Source organism: Brevundimonas pondensis, from assembly GCF_017487345.1.
Taxonomy (GTDB): Bacteria; Pseudomonadota; Alphaproteobacteria; order Caulobacterales; family Caulobacteraceae; genus Brevundimonas; species Brevundimonas pondensis.
In genome coordinates this window covers 982,847-1,002,129 of the sequence record NZ_CP062006.1, presented here as the reverse complement: position 1 = coordinate 1,002,129, position 19,283 = coordinate 982,847, and the positions used below count along the sequence as shown (strand labels likewise).

General features: G+C 66.5%; 14 protein-coding genes. 1 reads left to right on the top strand and 13 read right to left on the bottom strand.

What is annotated here, in order from left to right; all coding sequences use genetic code 11:
• Position 1 precedes the first annotated feature (1 nt).
• The 3 genes from IFE19_RS05030 to IFE19_RS05020 form a co-directional block, all read right to left on the bottom strand.
• The gene (locus IFE19_RS05030) at positions 2–712 is read right to left on the bottom strand and encodes a PepSY domain-containing protein (RefSeq protein ID WP_178826557.1); all 711 of its coding nucleotides are present in this window, start codon (positions 710–712) and stop codon (positions 2–4) included.
• Positions 713–793: 81 nt separating this feature from the next.
• Positions 794–3,421, bottom strand: a complete 2,628-nt coding sequence (locus IFE19_RS05025) for a TonB-dependent receptor (protein ID WP_225910413.1) — start codon at positions 3,419–3,421, stop codon at positions 794–796.
• A gap of 520 nt (positions 3,422–3,941) precedes the next feature.
• Positions 3,942–4,850, bottom strand: a complete 909-nt coding sequence (locus IFE19_RS05020; protein WP_178826559.1) for a cation diffusion facilitator family transporter — start codon at positions 4,848–4,850, stop codon at positions 3,942–3,944.
• Between the two features lie 333 nt (positions 4,851–5,183).
• On the opposite strand from IFE19_RS05020, the gene IFE19_RS05015 reads away from it, so the two are divergent.
• Positions 5,184–5,993, top strand: a complete 810-nt coding sequence (locus IFE19_RS05015; RefSeq protein ID WP_178826561.1) for a universal stress protein — start codon at positions 5,184–5,186, stop codon at positions 5,991–5,993.
• Between the two features lie 118 nt (positions 5,994–6,111).
• Here the strand turns inward: IFE19_RS05015 and IFE19_RS05010 are convergent, their stop codons facing one another.
• The 10 genes from IFE19_RS05010 to IFE19_RS04965 form a co-directional block, all read right to left on the bottom strand.
• Positions 6,112–6,417, bottom strand: coding sequence for a hypothetical protein (locus IFE19_RS05010; RefSeq protein WP_207826192.1), 306 nt, complete (start codon positions 6,415–6,417; stop codon positions 6,112–6,114).
• 115 nt (positions 6,418–6,532) lie between these two features.
• Complete coding sequence (locus IFE19_RS05005; RefSeq protein WP_225910412.1) at positions 6,533–6,949, bottom strand: DUF305 domain-containing protein; 417 nt, start codon at positions 6,947–6,949, stop codon at positions 6,533–6,535.
• A 23-nt stretch (positions 6,950–6,972) separates the two neighbouring features.
• Positions 6,973–9,519, bottom strand: a complete 2,547-nt coding sequence (locus tag IFE19_RS05000) for a heavy metal translocating P-type ATPase (protein ID WP_207826191.1) — start codon at positions 9,517–9,519, stop codon at positions 6,973–6,975.
• 145 nt (positions 9,520–9,664) lie between these two features.
• Complete coding sequence (locus tag IFE19_RS04995) at positions 9,665–10,447, bottom strand: methyltransferase family protein (protein WP_225910411.1); 783 nt, start codon at positions 10,445–10,447, stop codon at positions 9,665–9,667.
• Positions 10,350–10,952: a cation transporter gene (locus tag IFE19_RS04990; protein ID WP_178826570.1), complete on the bottom strand. Its 603-nt coding sequence runs from the start codon at positions 10,950–10,952 to the stop codon at positions 10,350–10,352. The genes IFE19_RS04995 and IFE19_RS04990 overlap by 98 nt, the downstream gene beginning before the upstream one ends.
• A complete protein-coding gene (locus IFE19_RS04985) occupies positions 10,949–14,170 on the bottom strand; it encodes an efflux RND transporter permease subunit (RefSeq protein ID WP_178826572.1) in 3,222 nt (1,073 codons plus the stop codon). The genes IFE19_RS04990 and IFE19_RS04985 overlap by 4 nt, the downstream gene beginning before the upstream one ends.
• A 12-nt stretch (positions 14,171–14,182) precedes the next feature.
• On the bottom strand, positions 14,183–15,364 hold the full coding sequence (locus tag IFE19_RS04980) for an efflux RND transporter periplasmic adaptor subunit (protein WP_225910410.1): 1,182 nt from the start codon (positions 15,362–15,364) through the stop codon (positions 14,183–14,185).
• Positions 15,361–16,614, bottom strand: coding sequence for a TolC family protein (locus IFE19_RS04975; protein ID WP_178826574.1), 1,254 nt, complete (start codon positions 16,612–16,614; stop codon positions 15,361–15,363). Before IFE19_RS04975 ends, IFE19_RS04980 begins: the two co-directional genes overlap by 4 nt.
• A gap of 53 nt (positions 16,615–16,667) precedes the next feature.
• Positions 16,668–17,024: a hypothetical protein gene (locus IFE19_RS04970; RefSeq protein ID WP_207826189.1), complete on the bottom strand. Its 357-nt coding sequence runs from the start codon at positions 17,022–17,024 to the stop codon at positions 16,668–16,670.
• 111 nt (positions 17,025–17,135) lie between these two features.
• Positions 17,136–19,283, bottom strand: coding sequence for a heavy metal translocating P-type ATPase (locus tag IFE19_RS04965; protein ID WP_225910409.1), 2,148 nt, complete (start codon positions 19,281–19,283; stop codon positions 17,136–17,138).

The window sequence follows — 19,283 nt, the reverse complement described above, 5'->3', positions numbered from 1 at the left end:
CTCACGCTGCGGCTTTGCGCACGCGGCGCTTGCGACGGAAGCTGTAGAGCAGGAGCCAGGCCCCGGTGAGGGAGGTCACCACCATCATCCAGGTCGCGACCTTGAGCAGGATGTTGTTGACGTTGTCGCGGGTCTCATAGTCCATGATGTGGAACATCCAGACGAAGTCGAACGTGCGCCACAGGTCATGACGCTTGGCCACGAGTTCGCCGGTCTGGGGCGAGATATAGAGGGTGGGCCGCCACAGGCCTTCGAACTGCACCCGCCAGATCGGCGCTGGACGCCCCCTGATCTCGCCGGGGATTTCGTACAGCAGCTCCATTTCGCGGACACCGCCATCCCCTGCGTAGATCTGCTCGGCGCGCCGCCGTGCGCCGGCTTCGTCGATCAGGGGCAGCTTCTCACCGGACCGGGCGTCGAACAGGGACCGGCCGCTCGTCTGGCTGACGATATAGACAGGCTGTCCCAGCTGCTGGTCGAGACGCAGGCTTTGAGCGCCGCCGGCAGTCTTGAGAATGACCGCAGGATCGACCAGGCCGCCCATGGAAATCGGTTCGGCGACGGGTGTCCGCACCAGATGATCGCCATGGATAATGTCGATATGGACGGCGGTCATGTAGAGGCCGCTCACGACCCAGAAGAGGGCCTGAACGCCGATGATCAGCGCAAGCCACTTGTGGGCTTTTCGCGCTACGGAAGGCCAGCGCACCATTTGATACTCACTGTTTGGGGGACGTTGAAACACCAGGCGGGAGCCATGGGGGGGCCGCCCGGTGTTTCTGGAAGTGGCAGGTTAGTTGAACTGATAGGTCAGGCGGACGTAGCCGCGACGGCCAAGCAGGTCGTAGGTCATGGTGTCGGTATTGCCGTCGGTCCAGCTCTGGATGAACGGCGCCTTCTTGTCGAAGAGGTTGTCGATGCCGAAGGCGATGTCAGCCTTCTCACCCAGGCGATAGGCGAACTGGGCGTTGTGGTAGAAGAGGTTCGGCGTCTCATAGCCGATGTCGCCCGGCGCGGCGTTGAAGTCCGTGGCCTTGCCGATCAGTTGCACCGAATAGGTCGCCGTCCAGCGATCATCGACAACCGAGGCGCTGACGTTCGATCGCCAGTGGGGATAGCCGCCGTTGCCGCCGCCGATATGGCCGTCGAAGATGATCGGATCGGCGCCCAGGAAAGGCGTCACGACATATTCGCCGAGATAGGTGGTGTTCCAGTCGAGGCTGGCGCGGCGGTCGCCGAGATCAAAGGCGTAGCGCGCCCCGATGTCGACGCCCTTCATGGTTTCCAGGCCGGCGTTGGTCGGCTGGGCCGAGAGGAAGTTCACTTCGCCGGTCAGGGGACTGCGGGTGAAGTTGTTCGGGCCGCAGAAGGGGTGGTTCATGCCCGGCGAGGCGTAGCAGATGGCCAGCTTGGTGGACCCCGGGATGGACCGGATCGCGTCTTCGATCTTGATGTCGAAATAGTCGACGGTCAGGGACAGGCCTTTGACCTGCTCGGGTTGCCAGACCAGACCCAGGGTGAGGGTCTCGGCCGTTTCGGGCGAGAGTTTCTGATTGCCGCCGACCGTGGTCAGGACCGTGTTGCCGAGTTGCACATAGTTAGCCGGCACGCCGGAAGCCTGGCAGTTGGCGATCAGCGTCGCGTTTCCGCTGGTGCTGTAGCGGCTGCACGGATCAGTCGTCGTCAGATTGCCCTCTGCAACGCCGCCGAACAGTTCGGGAACGCTTGGAATCCGGAAGCCGGTGCCGAAGGTGGCCCGCAGGCGAAGACTGTCGACGACGCTCCAGTTCAGGCCCAGCTTGTAGGTGGTGTTGCCGCCGAACAGGTCATAGTCCGAATAGCGGACGGCCGCGTCGAGCTCGAGCCTTTGGATGAACGGCAGGTCGGACAGGAGCGGCGCCGACAGTTCGACATAGGCTTCCTTGGCCTTGGTCGAGCCGGCGATGGGGTCCTGCTGGTTGGTGTTGGCGATACCCAGAACGGTGAGGGCGTCAGGATCGCGCCAGCCCTTTTCCTCGCGGTAGACGAGACCCGCCGCGGCGGCGAGCGGTCCGGACGGGAGCTGGAGCACCGTGCCGGTGACGTCGAGCGTGACGCTGCGCTGCTCATTCCCCCCGGTGTCGCGCGAGGTGAAGAGGATATAGTCGAGCACCTCCTTGCTGAGGTCTCCGGCGCCCAGATAGTCACCGCAGGGGATGGCCGCGCCCGCCGCGTTGCTGCAGACGGCGGTGTTCAGGGTTTCGCCGACCCGTTGAAGGTTGGCGATATTGGTCATCCCGTCGACGCCGGTGTTGCGTCCCCAGTTGACGGCGGCTTCCCAGGTCCAGTCGCCGGCGATGGCGCCCCGGGCGCCGCCGACGAACCGATAGGTGTCGGTTTCCTGGAAGAAGTGACGCGGCCCCGGTTCGGCGAGACGCCGTGCAATGAGGGTGATGTCCTGACCCGTCGGGTTGGTCGGATGGGACGCCGCGATCTTCAGGTTCCGCAGGGCCCCTGGCGCTGCGAGCTGGTTGCTTTCCCTGTGGGTGAAGAAGACTTCGCCGAACAGGCTGACGGTGTCGGTCAGCTGGTAGTCGGCCAGGATGGCCGTGCTGAGGCGCTCGATCGGCGACACGGCGTTGAGGAAGGGGTTGCCGTTATAGTTATGCTTGGCGGCGTTGTAGGGTTCGAAGAAGTCCCCGTCGCCGCCCGGGATCTGGTTGAAGTTGATCTGCTGGCCGTTGGGAAGCACGGCCCGGCCCCCGAGCGTCGTGGCGCTCGCGACGCAGGCCAGCTTTCCGTTGATCTCGCCCAGCCCGCAGGGAGCGCGGCTCGCCAGGTTGACGGCTTCCGTCTTCTGATAGGTCAGGGCGGCGGTGACCCCGCCGCGGTCGCCGCGCATGCCCCACAACAGGTCGAAGGAGAGGTCCTGGCCGTCACCTTCGTCCGTGACGCCATACTTGCTTGAGAGCTTGAGGCCCTCGAAATCGTTGATGGTGACGATGTTGACCACGCCCGCGACGGCGTCGGCGCCGTAGATGGCGGAGGCGCCGTCCTTCAGCACGTCCATTCGGCCGATAATGGCGGTCGGGATCATGTTCAGATCCGGAGCGCTGTTGGCGCCCGTGCCGCCGTTGACGATCCGCCGACCGTTGATCAGCGTCAGGGTCCGGTTGATGCCGAGGCCTCGCAGATTGACCTGCGCCGTGCCGTAGCCGTTGCCGGTCCAATAGGAGTTGGTCTGATTGCCGGCAGCCCCTGCGGACGACGGCAGTCGCTGCAGCAGCGCCTCCACGTTCGTGATCCCCGTACGCTCGATATCCTCGCCTGTGACGACCGTGGCGGGACCGACCCCGCTGATGTCCTGGCGCTTGATCCGGCTGCCCGTGACGACGATTTCGCCGACGTTGGTCGTCTCGGCTTCCTGCGCGAATGCGGGCATTCCGCACATGGTGGCGGAGATTACCGCACCTGCGAACAAGAGCCTCTTTTTCATGCGGTTCATGGTCATTCCCCTCGCGTTTCGGCCCAGACGAACCGGTCCTGCATCGCCACGTTCCGGTTGGGCGTCAGGGGAGTCAAGTCATGTATATACATATGAATGCCGCCAAACCGTCATGTTTCATGCCCGCATTCGACAGATGTGCGCAAAAAGATGACGCATTCCACTCAAAATAGACACAGAATCGTCACCTCGTTGGTGAGGGTGGGTTGGACGTGACTATTTTCCAACGCGCCAAATGATGACGCATGAACTCATTGTGCGTCGCACAAATCCAAAGATGACGCCGGAAGATCCAATACGCATTTCCGTACCGGAACCCTCAAAATATTTCAGGAGCGCGAGATTATTCTGGAAGGCTGGCGACTCGGGCCGTCGACGTCGCAGCGCTCGGGTCGGTCATTGCCCCGCGTCCTGAACGAGGGTCCGCAAGGTCGGAGATGTACGGACCGGTTCAACCCTATGGATGAGCGATACGCCCGTGACCCAAGGCCTCCCCCTCCCCGGCCGGCCCGGATTCGATCTGGACGGCGGCGTGATCGATGCCATGGACGTCGTTCATCTGCGCCAGAACCGCACGACGAACCCGCTCAGCGTCCCAGCCTTCGGCAAGAACCAGGTGAACGGAGCCGTTCACATCATCGCTGCTGACGCCCCAAAGGTGCAGGTCATGGACCTCGGCCACCCCCGGCACGGCGGCGATCGTCGCTCGCACAGCCTCCAAGGACAGGTCCTTGGGCACGCCTTCCAGCAGGATATGGGTGGTGTTCTTCAAGAGCATCCAGGTGCGCGGCAGCACCCACAGACCGATGCCGATCGCGACCACCGGATCAATCCAGGCCCAGCCCGTCAACATGATGAGGACGGCCCCGCCGATCACCCCGACGGAACCCAGCATGTCGGCCCAGACCTCGAGATAGGCCCCCTTCACATTCAGGCTGGCGTTCGCACCGGAGGCCAGCAGCCGCATCGACACCAGGTTCACGACCAGGCCCAGGGAAGCCACGACCAGCATCCCGACGGAGCCGACGGGTTCGGGCGCGAAAAGGCGCAGAACGCCTTCATAGAGGACGTAGCCCGCCACCAGAAACAACAGGACGGCGTTGAAGGCGGCGGCGAGGATTTCGAACCGACGATAGCCGAAGGTCCGCACGGAGTCTGCCGGCCGCTCGCCAATCTTGATCGCCGCCAGCGCGATCGCCAGCGCAGCCACATCGGTGAACATATGGGCGGCGTCCGATAGCAGGGCCAAACTCTTGAACACCACGGCCCCGACGACTTCGGCGATCAGAAAGGTCGTCGTCAGGACGAGCGCCCACATCAGGCGTTTGCTGCTGGCCCCTGCCCCATGAGCATGTCCTTCGGCCATAGCGGTCTGCTCCTGGTCAGGGCTTCCAAGCTTCGCCCTCAAATGATCATTGGCGAACACGCCTCGCCTCGCAACAATCATGATCCTGCGGGCTTCTATCCTCATGGACCTCGCCCCTATCGAAGACACGTCAAACGCACAGCTGAACCGACGTCCCGATCGTCAGGGAACAGACGCTGCGGAGTCGTTGGAACAGAGACAGGGATGCCTTGATGATCCAGCCCCTGGATGTGTGATCTGGATCAACGCAACGGCGCCGCCAATGAGCAAGCTAGACGGACATGCTCGACGCCCTGCGCCGCCGGCATGCAAGGACTGGAAAGGAGAACATCCATGACCTACCGCGACATCATCGTCGATGCTACGCCAAGGGACGGTCTCGTCCAGACCCTGGAGCGTGCGCGCGACCTGGCCGCAGGGTTCGACGCCCGACTGAAGGCGGTGTGTTTCGCCTGGCCCCGGACGTCGGTGCTCAGGACGGCTCTGGCGAGCAACCCCCTGTCGGTCCTGGAAGAGACCCGAAGAATGGACGCCGCCCTCGCCGGCGCCCACGACGCCTTCCTCCAGGTGTTCGGCTCCGGCTCGAAAACCGCCGATTGGCTTTCCGGCATGGGGGAGCCCGGTCCCCCCTTGCGCGATCATCTGCTCACCGCCGATCTGCTCGTCACCTCGTCGGCGCCGCCGATGGCCTGTGCGCTTCCCAACGCCGGAGAGCTCGCCCTGCACGGCGGCGGCCCCGTTCTCCGTCTTGGAGCGGCGGCCGCAAGCGGCGATCTCTCGAATGCGGTCATCGGCTGGAAGGACGCGCCCCAGGCGAGACGCGCCCTGCATGATGCTCTGCCGCTGCTCCGGCGGGCTCAGACCGTCACCGTGGTCGGGGTCGGCGACGAGGTCGAACAAGGCCAGCTCGAAGACGTCGCCGCTCATCTGAAGCGGCACGATGCGCCGGCCGCCGTCCGCCATATACCGGCGACCGCGGGATCCACGGGCGCCGCGGACCTCCTCGCCGAAGCCCACCGTCTCGGCGCCGACCTGATCGTAACGGGGGCCTTCGGTCGCGGTCCCCTGGCGCAGCGCATGTGGGGCGGCATGACGAGCGGTCTTCAGGACGACGCCGAACTATCGTGGCTGATGTCGCATTAGGTCCACCCATGCGCTCCACTCGCCTGGGAAACGCCGCCTTCCGTCTGCGACGGGAAACAGATCGCCTGGCGTTTCCGTGGGTCGGTTAAAGACCCTAGCCGAACGATCGGCATGAATCCTAGGGCCTCGCGGTTCCCGCCGCCGTCGGGACACTATGCTCATGAGTCCGTAGCTGGATCTCTCCGCGACCGGCATAGAAGCAAATTGTTCCCACGATCCCGAGCAGGCCAATGCAGGCCGTCGAAATCAGGGCGACGCGGTCTCGCCGCCCCACGATCAGACAGCCGATCGCCGCCATGCCCATGAAGGCGCCGTACCCGAGGTGCAGCGGAACCTTGTAGGCGCCGAGCAGGATGACGGCCACGCATAACATGATGGCGGCCGTGATGAGGCTGACGACCGCAGCCGCCAGGATCTCGAGCACCGGCCGAGGCTTCTCGAGGCGTTTGAAACCGGGACGGCGGTTCCGCTTCCCGTAACGCCCCTCGCGCCAGCGCTGGCCGCGTTAGCGGCCCTTGAAACGGTTCTTCGCCATGGCCTCAGGACCGGGCGGCCGGCGCCGCCCCTCTCTCGCGTCGCACCAGCAGCAGCCTGATCCGCAGGATCTGGGCTTCCTGGTTGCGGATCGTCTCCTCGGCGAACCCGCGTACCTCCGGGTCGTCGCCGTATTCCAGGGCGATGCGCGCCATTGCGGCCGCGCCCTCGTGACGGGCGATCAATCCCCGCAGGAAGTCCTCATCGGCGTCGCCGGTGTAGTCGATGTCCAGGCTCTGGGACATCCGGACGCTCGCCTCGCGATAGGAGCGCGTGGAGGCACTGTCGGAGGGCGCGTCGGCATGGCCCGCATGGTTATCGATCGAGCGGCCGTCCACCGCAGGCCGGGTGTCGACCTGGGTCCGCGACGGCAGCGAAAACAGGCCGAATGCAAAGGCCGAAAGGGCGAGAAACAGGGCCACGACCGACGCCCACCTCATCCGTTTCATGAGGACTTCCCCTGAAGCACGGGAGAGCCTGCGACGTCCCCGAGGTTTTCATCCCGTTTCAACACCGATATCGGGTCACGATAGCCGAGAAGACGCAAGGCGTTGATCACCACCAGCAATGTCGAGCCTTCATGCAAGGCGACCGCCGGACCTATGCCCAGGCCGAGAACTGTGGCCGGCACCAGGAAGGCGACGACGCCCAGGCTGACGACCAGGTTCTGGAGAATGATCCTGCGGGTTCGCCGACTGAGCCCGATCGTGAAAGGCAGGTGCGAGAGATCGTCGGCCATCAGAGCCACGTCGGCGGTCTCGAGGGCCACGTCGGAGCCGGCGGCCCCCATGGCGATGCCCACAGTCGCCGTCGCCATGGCGGGGGCGTCGTTCACGCCGTCGCCGACCATGGCGACCTTGGCTTCGGCGCGCAGACGTTTGATGGCGTCGACCTTGTCCTCCGGCATGAGGTCGCCCCATGCCTCGGTCAGACCGATCTGTCCGGCGATCGCCTGAGCCGCCCTCTGGTGATCACCCGAAATCATGATCATGCGCTGGACGCCCAGGGACCTCAGCGCCGTGATCGCCGACCGTGCGGCGGCTCGGGGCGTGTCGAGGAGGCCGATCACGCCGAGGTCCCGCGCGCCTCGGCGCACCACCATCAAGGTTCGCCCTTGCAGGCGCAGTTGCGTGACGACCATGGCCGCTTCATCGCTCAGCCCCGCGACGCCGTCGGCGCCGAACATCTCCGGCTTGCCGATCCAGATCGTGTCGCCTCCGAGCTGAGCCGTTACGCCTTTTCCGGTCAGGCTCTTCAGGTCAGACGCAGCCGCGATCGTCGCCTCCCCCAGGCGCTCCCCTCCGTCCCTCGCGATGGCTTCCGCCAACGGGTGGTCGCTCAGGCGTTCCACGGCGACTGCGGTGGCCAGGAGATCGCTTTCATGCGTTCCGCGCACGGGAATAATGTCAGTGATGCGTGGGCGGCCTTCGGTCAGAGTGCCGGTCTTGTCAAAGGCGATGGCGTTGAGCGAGCCGAGGTTCTCAAGCGGCGCGCCGCCCTTGATCAAAACGCCGGCCCGGGCCGCACGTGCAACCCCGGACAAGACGGCGCTCGGCGTGGCGATGGCCAGCGCGCACGGGCTAGCGGCGACCAGCACCGCCATGGCCCGATAGAAGCTGTCGCGGAACGGCTCGTCGACCACAACCCAGGCGAACAGCAGGACAAAAGCGAAGGCGAGCACCAGGGGCACGAATACCCGCTCGAAACGGTCCGTGAAGCGTTGGGTCGGCGATTTCTGGGTTTCCGCCTCGGTGACCATGCGGACCACCTTGGCAAGGGTGGTGTCGCTGGACTTGCGGGTCGTCTCGATCTCGATGGCGCCGGCGCCGTTGATGGTGCCTGCGAAGACGATGGACGCCGATCCGATCTGGGCGGTCTGGGCGCGTGCAGAAGCCAGGTCTGCGACCGGCTGCTTGTCGACCGGCATGCTCTCGCCGGTCACCGGCGCCTGGTTGATGCTGGTCGTGCCGACCACCACGAAGCCGTCGGCCGGCAAGCGTTCATTGGGCCGGACCACCACGGTGTCGCCCACCTGGAGTTCTTCGACCGGCAGTTCGACGACCTGATCGCCTCGGCGCACGCGGGCGGTGCGGGGCGCCAGGTCGGCAAGCGCCTCGATGGCGCGCTTGGCCCGCCCCATGGCGTAGTGCTCCAGGGCGTGACCGATGCTGAACAGGAACAGAAGCAGCGCGCCCTCGGCCCAGGCGCCGAGCGCCGCCGCGCCTGCGGCGGCGACAAGCATGAGGGTGTCGATCTCGAAGCGCTTGCGGCGAAGGTTCTCGAACGCCTCGCGAACGGTGAAGAAGCCGCCGAACCCGTAGGCGGCGATGAACAGACCGAGAGGCATCCACGCCGGGACGCCGGCCGCCAGCTTCTCTATGGCGAAACCCAGCCCCAGCAGACCGCCGCAAGCCAGGGCGAAGATCAACTCCGTATTGGGCCCAAGCAAGCCGCCGTGGGCATGGTCATGCTTCTCGCCCTCCATATGGGCGTGCTCATGGGAGCCTTCCTCCCTGGAGGGATGCGCCGGCGCCGAGGTTTCCGACGGCGTATCCGTAGCCCGCAGACCCTGGGACTGAATGAAGCGATCGATTTCCGACCAGCTCGCCAGCCCCCGATCGAACTCCAGATGGAAGGCGCCGGACACATCCACCGCCGCCTCGACAATCCCGTCCTGCTCCGCAAGAGCGTCTTGAACGGTTCGGGCGTGGCGTGCATGGCGCAGCCCCGTCAACCAGCCGCTGACATGCCCGAAGCGCTCGCTGATCTCCACACCCGCCTTGAGAGCCGCCTGACGCACCTGCTGCAGGGTCACCAGGTCGGGGTCGTAATGAATGCAGAGGACAGGGACACCGTCCCTATCGGCAAGATGAGCCTCGAACACGCCCTGCCTTTCGCGCAGGGACGTGATCAGGCGATCGACGCAGGCGTCAGAGCCCCCTGGCACGTCGGGCAAAAGGCGGGCAAGCGTCAGTCTTATGGTCCTGGTCATCGGCGAGCTCCAGGCGTCGAGAACAATAGGTGATCAAGCGGCGATCGATGGCCATTCGCCCTGCCCGTCGTGCAGTTCGCCCTAGCGAAAGCCGTTGCGTGAAAGTCCGTCCGGTTTCGTTTGATCACCTCGCTTCTCCCCGGTCTCACGGCAGTTGCAGAATGGCGTCGAACCAGCCGAGATGCTGCAGGCGTTCGAGCGCCTCAAACAGCGGAAGCGCCAGAAGAAAGACCAGCCCGTCGCGCACCGTCCGAACAAAAAAGGCCGGACGGATGAGCACCTCCGCCTCATCCCGCCAAAGCGCGGGGTTGGGCAGAAAACGGGGGGTCCGCGCGCAATAGGCTTGATAGGGCGCGCCAAAGGCCTCGGTCAGATAGCCTTCCTCGCGGGCGACCACGATCCGGAACACGAGCCAGCAGATGAGGGTGAACACGAAGGCGACGCTGAGGCTGCCGGACAGGGCCCCTACGCCGAATGCGCCGATGAAGCTGAAGACATAGAGGGGATTTCGACAGATTGAATAGGGTCCGGCGGCGACGATCTCCTGCTTCTTGCGCCCGCCGATGTAGAGAGAGCACCAGCTGCGGCCGATGATGCAGGCCATGATGGCGACGAGGCCGAGGTGTTCGACCGGGTGTTCAAGCGCCGGCACGGCCGTCACGAGCGTCGTCCACGCCAGGAGCGCGAGAAGACAGGCGGCGATGAAGAGCTTCCGCCATCGCTGCACGGATTGAATGTCGATCATTGATCCAAAATCCTCTTCTGGAGCGGGCGCTGTCGCCCGTTCGATCCAGGGGGAAGCGATAAGCCGCAGGGCGGGTTGGGCAGCGTCATTCGCGCGGCTCCCCGTTCGTTCCGGACCGGCCGGCTTCGCCCAGAATGTCGATTCCGCCCTTCGCAGCGATGGCGGCGACGAGGACGCCGACAAGCAGGTCCGGCCAGGCCTGTCCGAGCCACATGACCAGAAGGCCGGCGATGAGAATGCCCCCGTTCGAGGCAAAATCATTGAAGCTGAAGGTCTCGGCCGCCTTCATGTTCACGTCGCCGCTGGCCTGGCGACGGATCATCTGCAGACAGATGAGGTTGACCACCGCCGCCACGACCGCAAGACCGATCATGATGGGACCCATCGGTTCGGTTCCGGTCAGGAACCGACGCCCGGCGTCGATGAGAACGCCGCCTGCGAAGACGAGAAGCATGACGCCGGAAAGGCCCGCCGCCCCCCTCTTCCATGACTCCGCGCGGCCGATCGCCAGAAAGCTGATCAGATAGACTGCGGCGTCGGAGGCGTTGTCCACGGCATTGGCCAACAGAGCGCTGGAATCGGCGGCCCAGCCGCCGATTCCGAGCCCTGCCGACAGGCCGGCGTTGAGACCAAGAACCGTCAGCAGCGTACGACGCTGCTGACGGTCGTCCTGATTGCGAGCAATCAATCCTCGATCCCCTCCGATTTCCGATGCTTGACCGCCTTGGCGGCGAAAGTCGGCAGAACCAGCAGCGTCAGGGCTGTCGCCGTCAGCAGACCGCCGATGACCACAGTGGCCAGCGGCTTCTGCACCTCGGCCCCCGCCCCGTGCGCCAGCGCCATGGGAATGAAGCCGACGATGGCCACCAGGGCCGTGGTCAGCACCGCTCGCAGGCGACTGGACGCCCCTTCGATGGCGGCCGCGACAGGCTCAAGTCCGGCCTGCAGCCGCTCCCGGATCGCCTGCATCAGCACCAGTCCGTTCAGGGTCGCAACGCCCGACACGGCGATGAAGCCAACCGCCGCCGACACCGAGAAGGGCATCCCCCTGAGCAACAGCGCCAGCGCCCCGCCGACCAGGGCCAGAGGCACGCAGGCAAAGACCAGGCCGGCCTCCGCAAACGATCCCAGCGCCATGAACAGCAGGACGCCGATCAGGATGAAGACGATCGGGATCACCAGACCCAGGCGCTGTTCGGCCCGTTTCAGGTTCTCGAACTGTCCACCCCAGTCGAGGCGATAGCCGACCGGAAGGGCGATGTCGGCCACCGCCGCCTGGGCGTCGGTCACGAAGCCGCCGAGATCGCGACCGCGCACATTGGCCTGGACCACCATGCGTCGGCTGCCGTTCTCACGGCTGATCTGGTTCGGTCCTTCAGCCGTCTCGATACGCGCGACCGACGACAGGGGCACGATCACCCCCGTGCTCGAGACGATGGGCAGGGCGGCGAGGGTCGCCGGATCGTTTCGCGCGTCATCCGGCAGACGCACGACGACATCGAAGCGACGGTCGCCCTCGAAGATACGACCCGCCTCGGCGCCCCCGACGGCGGCCGAGACCGCCTCCGAGACGTCGGCCGCCGACAGCCCGTAGTTGGCCGCCGCGAACCGATCGACGCTGATGGTCAGGGTCGGCAGGCCGGACGCCTGCTCCACCCGCACGTCGGCCGCGCCGGGCGTGGCCCGCAGCTTGGCGGCCACCGCATCAGCCGTCTTCTGCAAGGTGTCGAAATCGTCGCCATAGACCATGACCGCGAGGTCGGTGCGGACGCCCGAGATCAGTTCGTTGAAGCGTAGTTCGATCGGCTGGCTGAACTCGAAGCTGTTGCCGATCTGCTGGCTGGCGACATCTTCAATCCGGGCGATCAGGTCTTCCTTCGACAGCTTGGGATTCGGCCAGTCCTTGCGATCCTTGAGGATGATGACCGCGTCCGAGATGTTGGCGGGCATGGGGTCGACAGCGGCCTCGGCCGTGCCCGTCCTGGAGAACATGGTCTCCACCTCGGGCTGAGCCTTGATGGCGCGTTCAAGGGCCATCTGCATGGCCAGGGATTGCTCCAAAGAGGCGGAAGGCACGCGCAGCGACTGCATGGCGATATCGCCCTCGTCCAGGGTCGGGATGAACTCCCGGCCCAGGCTCATGAAGGAGACGGCCCCCACGCCCAGCATCGCCAGGGCGGCGATCAGGACCACCTTGGGACGAGCGACGGCCGCGCCGATGGCCGGCTGGATCCACCGACGAGCAAATCGCAGGATGCGGGTCTCATGCTCCTCGGCCTTGCCGTCCGGTCCCAGATGGACGGTCTTGGGATCCCTCACCAGGAGAGCCGTCATCGCCGGCACGAAGGTGAAGGAGAAGATGAAGGCGCCGACCAGGGCCAGCATGACCGTCGCCCCCATGGGCACGAAGGTCTTGCCCTCCACCCCTTCCAGCATCAGCAGCGGCGTGAAGACCAGGAGGATGATCAGCTGGCCGAAGGCGGCCGGTTTGACCATCTGGCGCGCCGCCTGCATGGCCACGCCGAGACGTTCGTGACGGGTCAGCATCCGCCCCAGTTCGCCCCGCCGCTGGGTCAGCATCAGCAGGGTGTTTTCGATCACCACCACGCCGCCGTCGACCATCAGGCCGAAGTCGAGCGCGCCCAGGCTCATCAGGTTTCCGCTGATGCCGAACCGGTTCATGCCAATGACGGCGAACAGGAAAGACAGCGGGATCATCAGGGCCGTGATCGCCGCCGCCCGGAAGTTTCCGAGCAGCAGGAACAGGACGACGATGACGAACAGGGCGCCTTCGATCAGGTTGCGCGCCACGGTCGAAATGGTCGAGTTGACCAGATCGCTGCGGTTCAGCACCGGCGCGGCGACCACGCTGGGCGGCAAGGTGGCCGCCACCTGTTCCAGCCGCTCGGCCGCGGCCTGAGCCACGGTTCGGCTGTTCTCGCCGGCCAGCATCAGGGCGGTGCCCAGCACCGCCTCATGCCCGTCGCGGCTGGCCCCGCCGAGGCGCGGCGCCTGGCCGATCTCGACCGTCGCCACATCGGCGACACGAACCACCAGACCGCCGCGATTGACGACCGGCGCCTGGGCCAGGTCCTCGACCGTCGTGGCCAGGGCGTCGGTGCGGACCACCAGGGCCTCGCCTGCCCGCTGGACATAGCCGGCGCCCGCCTGGGTGTTGGCCCGGTCCAGCGCCTGCACCAGATCATTCATGCCCAGGCCGTAGCGGGTCAGGGCGGCGGCGTCAGGCCGGACGGCATATTCCTTTACATAGCCGCCGTTGACGTCGACCCCGGCCAGGCCGGGCGCCGTGCGCATCTGCGGGGCGATGATCCAGTCCTGAACCGTGCGCAGATAGGTGGCGCGCTGCTGCGGCGTGGTCAGCCGCTCGCCTTCCGGCGTCAGATAGGATCCGTCGGCCTGCCAGCCGGGCTTGCCGTTGGCGACCGTGGTCTTGGGGCTGAAGGGGACATAGTCGACCGTCCACATCAGCACCTCGCCCAGGCCGGTCGTGATGGCCGACAGATTGGGCTCGACGCCTTCGGGCAGCTTCTCCGACGCCTGCCGCATCCGCTCGGCCACCTGCTGGCGGGCGAAATAGATGTCGGTCTGGTCGGTGAAGACGACGGTGATCTGGCTGAAGCCGTTGCGGGACAGGGAGCGGGTGCTCTGCAGTCCCGGAATGCCGGCCATGGCCGTCTCAAGCGGATAGGTGACCTGGCGTTCGATCTGCTCGGGCGCCAGCGCCGGGGCGACGGTCGTGATCTGGACCTGTCGATTGGTGATGTCGGGAACGGCGTCGATCGGCAGTTTGGTCAGTTCGAACAGGCCAAGCGCGGCGACGAGCGCCACGGCCAGGACGACGAACCAGCGAAAACGGACGGACGCTTCGATAAGAGCTTTAAACATATTCCGTCGCTCCTAGTGGCCGTGCTCGGCTTCGCCCTTGGCGAGCTCCGCCTTGAGCAGGAAGGCCTTGGCCCCGGCGATGCGTTCGGCGCCGGTCAGGCCCCGCACGATCTCCGTCCGGCCGCCGGCCTGGCGGCCGACCATGACCGGAACGGCGCGGAAGCCGCCTTCAACCTGGACGAAGACGACAGTACCGCCATCGACCGTCTGGACGGCCTCGGTAGGAACGGTCACGCCGTCGGCTTCGCCGCCCGTCACCAGGGCGCCGCTGACCGGCGAACCGGCCGGCGGCAAGGCTCCGCCGGCCGGCCGGGCGCGAATGACCGTCGCACCGCTCTCGCCGGCGCCGCCCGCGGCTACGCCCGTGACGATCGCATCGAATTCACCGGCAGGACCTTGAACACGCAACGACGATCCCGCCCGAACCTGGGCGGCCAGGGCCGGCGGCGCATTGAACACCAGTTCCACACGCGCCGGGTTGGTGACCTCGGCGACCACGCCGCCCTGAGGCGCGAACCCGCCCGGACCGACCAGAACCGAAGTCACCACGCCCGAGATCGGGCTGGAGACGCTGATCCGCCCCGAGGCATTGGGCCCGCCTGCAGCAGAGGCGCGGGCGCGCGCGGCCCGGGCCGCGGCGTCGGCGCTGAGCGATTGGGCGCGCGAGGTTTCGACCTCCTGGCGCGCCACCACGCCCTGGGACGCCAGGCTGTCGTTCCTCTGATAGGCGCGCCGCGCCGCGTCAGCCGCCGCAGCGGCGGCGTCGGCGTCGGCGCGGAAGGTGGCGGCGTCGCCGCTGACCAGCACCGCCAGGGCCTGGCCGGCGCGTACCGACTGGCCCGGCGCCACCAGAACCCGCTCGACCCGGCCGCCCACTGAAGCGGCCACGGCGGCGCGCGCATCGATCATGGGTTCAACACGGCCGGCAAGGCGGGTCTCCCCGCCTCCACCGCGCCCGACCGCCATAACAGTGATGCCTGAAGCTTCGATCTGCGCAGGGGTCAGGTTGATAACGCCCTCCTCCGCTTCGCCCGCGGCTTCGCCTTCATGGCCGGCTTCTGCGGGCGCCTCAACCGCCGGCGAGGGCGCAGGCCCGTCGCGGGTCATGAGGAAGGCCGCGCCGCCGATGACGATGACCGCAACGGCGGCGCCGGCCATCAGCCAGGTCTTTCTGGTCTTGATCAGGGTGTTCACAGGGCGGCTCCAAACGGGATGCGGCCTTGCAGGCGCGCGAGGTCGATTTCCGCACGGACGCGCGCGAGGCGGGCGTCAACGGCGGCGGTGCGGGCGGAGATCAGGGCGGCGCGGGATGCGCGCAGTTCAAGCTGGGAGATGCGTCCGGCTTCGAAACCCAGCCGAGAAAGGCGATAGGCCTCCTCGGCCGAGGTCACGCCGGCGTCCGTCGCTCCCACGCGACTGACGGAGGCGTTGAGGCGCGCCAGAGCCGCGCTTCGATCGGCGGCTTCTTCGAGGCGAGCGCCGTCGAGACGGGCTTCCGCCGCCCGGAACTCAGCCTGGGCCGCCTGGATATTGCCCCGATTTCGATCGAACAGCGGCAGGGGCATGCTGACGCCGAACGTCAATGCGGTGGCGTCTTCGGCTTCGTAGCGCCTCACCCCGACCGAAGCGCTGACGTTGGGACGAGCATTGATCCGCTCCACCCGGATACGCCGTTCGGCCGTGTCGCGCTCCGCTTCCGCCACGCGCACGACGGGCGAAATCGATCCGGAGGGCTCCGACGCCGATGGCGTGCGATCCAGAACGCCTGCGTCGATGGAGGTGACGGCCGTCGGCAACATCGCCGTCGCCGTCAACCGCGCGAAAGCGGCCTCGCGTTCAGCGCCGGCCTCGTCTTGCGAAGCACGCGCCGAGGCCGCCTCGGTTTCCGCCTGAATGCCGCGCAACAGGGGTTCTCGCCCCTCTTCCACCAGCAACAGGGCGGCGCGAGCGTCGGCCAGGGTGATGGTCAAGGCCTCCTTGGCCAGTTGAAATCGACGATCAGCCGCCTCGGCCTCGGCGTAAACCAGCGCCAGCCGACCCGCAGCGTCTACGCCGGCGAGATCGCGGCGAAGAGCGGCTGCGCCGGCTTCCCCGCGCGCGACCTCCACCCTGGCGCTGCGACGCCCCCAGAGTTCAAGGTCCTGGGTCACAGCCAGGCTGGTCTCGGCATTGCTGTAGCCGTCATAGGGACCGCTCCCCAGGACGCCGTCGACGCTCAGGCCGAGTTGAGGATTGGGGCGCACGCGCGCCTGACGAACGCGCGCCTCGGCGGCGTCGAGCAAGGCGCCGGCCTCGACGTTGACCGGCGTCTGGCCGATGCGTCCGAGCAGGGTTTCATAGCTTGGCGCAGGATCAGCCCAGGCAGGTGCAGCGGCCGCTGTCGCTACGGCGACCACGGCGCAGCCGGCCGCCAGGAGCGGCGACCGACGATGTGAGGAAGACATGGTTCATTTCCCAGATTTCTGACGGATGGGCGCACGAAGGCGCGGCATTCGAGTCAGACTCTGGGTGGGCGGTCCGGGCCGGCCGGCGTTCGGGACGCCATCTGGTCGCACTTCGGCGCCTTGGGGCCGCCAGTCTTGTCCAGCTTGGCCGGAACAGCGATCGACAAAGGCTGTATGCCGGTTGAGCCGTGGTGACAGTGACCATGGGCGCAGCCGCCGTGTTTTAGGTCGCCGCCCTTGCCCTGTTCCTGGTTCTGCTCGGGCGAGGCCGAAAAGGATGAGGCCGCGGCATCAGCCTGGGCTTCCGGCGCGCAGGTCGCCGCCTCCGCGGCCGGCAGGAAACCGAACACGACGATGATGAGCGCAAGAAGCGCCCCCGCCAGAAGTGTCCTGTTCGACCATTCAAACATGATCACTTCCTAGCACAACGCAGGCGAGCGGCAAACGAGAACGAGGCATCAAACGCCGCAAGCCCAGCCTTGTTTCAGGACCGATCGTCGACGGACGTGAAACGTCGCGGGTCACCTCGGCTTCCATCGCAGCAAACGCATGGCGTTGGCGGTCACCAGCACGGTCGCCCCGGTATCGGCGAGGATAGCCGGCCACAGACCGGTGACGCCGATCAAGGTCGTGACCAGGAAGACGGCCTTCAGGCCCAGGGAGATGGTGATGTTCTGACGGATGTTGCCCATCACCCCGTTCGACAGGACGATCATGTCGGGAATGTCCTGGACCCGACCGTGCAGCACCGCCGCGTCAGCCGTCTCAAGAGCCACGTCGGCGCCGCCGCCCATGGCGATGCCGATGTCGGCGGCGGCGAGTGCTGGCGCGTCATTGATGCCGTCGCCGACCTTGGCGACGACAAGACCTTGGGCCTGGAGTTCCTTGACGATCCTCTGCTTGTCCTGCGGCAGCAGTTCCGCGCGCGCTTCGACGCCGAGGCCGCTGGCGACCGCCTCGGCGGTGCGCTGGTTGTCCCCCGTCAGCATGACAGAGCGAACCCCCATGGCCTTCAGACGAGCCAAGCCCGCCGCTGCGTCGGACCGCGCCTCGTCCCTTATGGCCAGGAAGCCCACGACCCGGCCGTCGATCACGACGACCGAAACGGTCTTGCCCTGCGCATTGAAGCGCGCGACCGCCTCATCCTGAGACGCAGAGAGCAAAGTCCGCCGCGCGGCGGCCTGAGGCGAGCCCAGGAAGACCTCTTCGCCCCCCACGGTCCCTTCCACGCCCTCCCCCGCGATCGCCCGGGCCGCCGAAGCGGGCAGGATGGACACGCCCTCGGCCTTGGCGCGATTGAGTATGGCCACGGCCAGGGGGTGGCTCGATCCGGTTTCCAGCGCCGCCGCCAGCGCGAGCATCTCGGCTTCCGGACGTGCGCCGGCCACGATGTCGGTCACCAGCGGCTTGCCGGACGTCAGCGTTCCCGTCTTGTCGAAGGCGACGGCGGTGATCTTGCCGAGGGTTTCGAGCACGGCCCCGCCCTTCATCAGCAGCCCCCGCCGTGCGCCGGCGGACAAACCTGCAGCGATGGCCGCCGGCGTCGAGATCACCAGGGAACAGGGACAGCCGATCAGCAGGATCGCCAGGCCCTTGTAAATCCATTCGCCCCACCCTGCCCCGAACACGAGCGGCGGCACGGTCGCGACCAGGGCGCCGACGACGAGAACCAGGGGCGTATAGATCTTCGAGAAGCGGTCGATGAAACGCTCGGTCGGCGACTTGGATTCCTGCGCCTCCTCCACCAGACGCACGACCCGCGCAATGGTGTTGTCGGCGGCGGCCGCGGTGACCCTGACGCGCAGGACGCCGCCTACATTGATGGTCCCGGCGTAGACAGGGTCGCCGACCATTTTCCGCTTGGGAACGCTCTCCCCCGTCACCGGGGCTTCATCGATTTCGCCTTCGCCTTCAACGATGTCCCCATCCGCCGGTACGCGGTCGCCGGGCCTCACCAGGATGACAACGCCGACCGCCAGGCCTTCAGCCGGAACTTCGCTGACCTGACCATTGACCTCGACAAGGGCGGTCTTGGGGACCAGGTCGGTCAACCCCTGGATGCTCTTGCGAGCACGGCCTGCAGCGACGCCCTCCAGCATTTCACCGACCAGGAAGAGAAGGACGACGACCGCCGCCTCTTCCTGAGCCCCGATGAACACGGCCCCGACCGCAGCGATCGTCATCAGCATCTCGATCGAGAACGGCGACCCGAACCGGGCGGCGGTGATCGCACGCCAGCCGACCGGGACAAGACCGACCGCCAGGGCGACCAGAAAGGCCTCGCGTTCGACGGCGGGGAACAGGTAGCCCAAGACATAGGCTGCGATCAGGGCGACGCCGCAGGCCGCCGTCAGCTTGGCCTTTCGGGTCCACCACCACGGCCCCTTCGCCGCAGGCGGGTTGTCGGCGGGAGAGACGATCTCCGATCCCGTCGTCGAGGTCGGCGGAGCGAGCGTCTCGACGCCGTAACCCAGATTGCGGACCTGTCGCATCGCATCGTCCCCAGCGAAATCGGGGCCGCGCTGAATCTTCAGGACGCCGGAGGAGACCGCCACCGCAACATCGATGACGCCCGGAAGTTTGCGCACCGCCGTATCGACCTTGGAGCCGCAGCTTGAGCAATCCATGCCGGTCACGCGATATCGGGTTTCCAGGGTTTCCGCCGCCAC

Coding starts and splice junctions, on each gene's coding strand:
- IFE19_RS04970 (WP_207826189.1), bottom strand. CDS start 17,024: ATGTTTGAATGGTCGAACAGGACACTTCTGGCGGGGGCGCTTCTTGCG.
- IFE19_RS05030 (WP_178826557.1), bottom strand. CDS start 712: ATGGTGCGCTGGCCTTCCGTAGCGCGAAAAGCCCACAAGTGGCTTGCG.
- IFE19_RS05000 (WP_207826191.1), bottom strand. CDS start 9,519: ATGACCAGGACCATAAGACTGACGCTTGCCCGCCTTTTGCCCGACGTG.
- IFE19_RS04975 (WP_178826574.1), bottom strand. CDS start 16,614: ATGTCTTCCTCACATCGTCGGTCGCCGCTCCTGGCGGCCGGCTGCGCC.
- IFE19_RS04985 (WP_178826572.1), bottom strand. CDS start 14,170: ATGTTTAAAGCTCTTATCGAAGCGTCCGTCCGTTTTCGCTGGTTCGTC.
- IFE19_RS05020 (WP_178826559.1), bottom strand. CDS start 4,850: ATGGCCGAAGGACATGCTCATGGGGCAGGGGCCAGCAGCAAACGCCTG.
- IFE19_RS05015 (WP_178826561.1), top strand. CDS start 5,184: ATGACCTACCGCGACATCATCGTCGATGCTACGCCAAGGGACGGTCTC.
- IFE19_RS05025 (WP_225910413.1), bottom strand. CDS start 3,421: ATGCCCGCATTCGCGCAGGAAGCCGAGACGACCAACGTCGGCGAAATC.